Below are 626 nucleotides of genomic sequence, written 5' to 3'. Positions count from 1 at the left end.
GATGAACCGCTCCGCCGTCAGATCGGGCCGCTTCAGATAGCCCCGCGCAACCCCCGCCCCACCGATGTAAAGCTCCCCCACCGCACCAAACGGAACCAGCGCACCATCACCATCCAGAAGATACACCCGCGTGTTCGCGATCGGGCGGCCGATCGTCTCGACGATAGTCTCTCCCCTTCGCATGCAGATGCAGGTTGAATACGTCGTGGTTTCGGAAGGAGCGTAGAGATTACAGATCTTCTCGACTCGACTGCTCTCGAAGACCCTCTCTATGAGGCTCGCCGTCAGCCGCTCGCCCGCCAAATTGATGACGCTCGTCGAAGTGGCGACTGCTTTCTTGTCGACCAGAGCGGCGATCGCCGAGGGCACTGTGTTGATCAAGGAGACATCCAAGGACACCTGCGCCAGCGCCAGCGCATTCTCGACAAGATAAAGTGTGCCTCCTTGCGAAAGCGGAACGAAGCACTCATAGACGGACAGATCAAAACTGATCGAGGTAGAAAACAGCGTGCGGCTGATTTCGGTTTCCGCAAACACGTCGCTGCTCCAATGCAGCAGGTTCACGGTGCTCGCATGCTCGACCATGACGCCCTTGGGCGTACCTGTTGAGCCGGAGGTGTAGATCA

The 626-nt window shown here is 58.5% G+C and carries 1 protein-coding gene; it reads right to left on the bottom strand.

The window, feature by feature from the left end:
• Positions 1–626 (bottom strand): AMP-binding protein (locus KJQ96_RS38615; RefSeq protein ID WP_213291175.1); only part of this gene is annotated, 626 nt, incomplete at both ends.

It is taken from the genome of Bradyrhizobium sp. sGM-13, from assembly GCF_018398875.1.
In the GTDB taxonomy this organism is placed as follows: Bacteria; Pseudomonadota; Alphaproteobacteria; order Rhizobiales; family Xanthobacteraceae; genus Bradyrhizobium.
The sequence above is the reverse complement of the archived record's forward strand: the minus strand, read 5'-3'. Positions and strand labels throughout refer to the sequence as shown.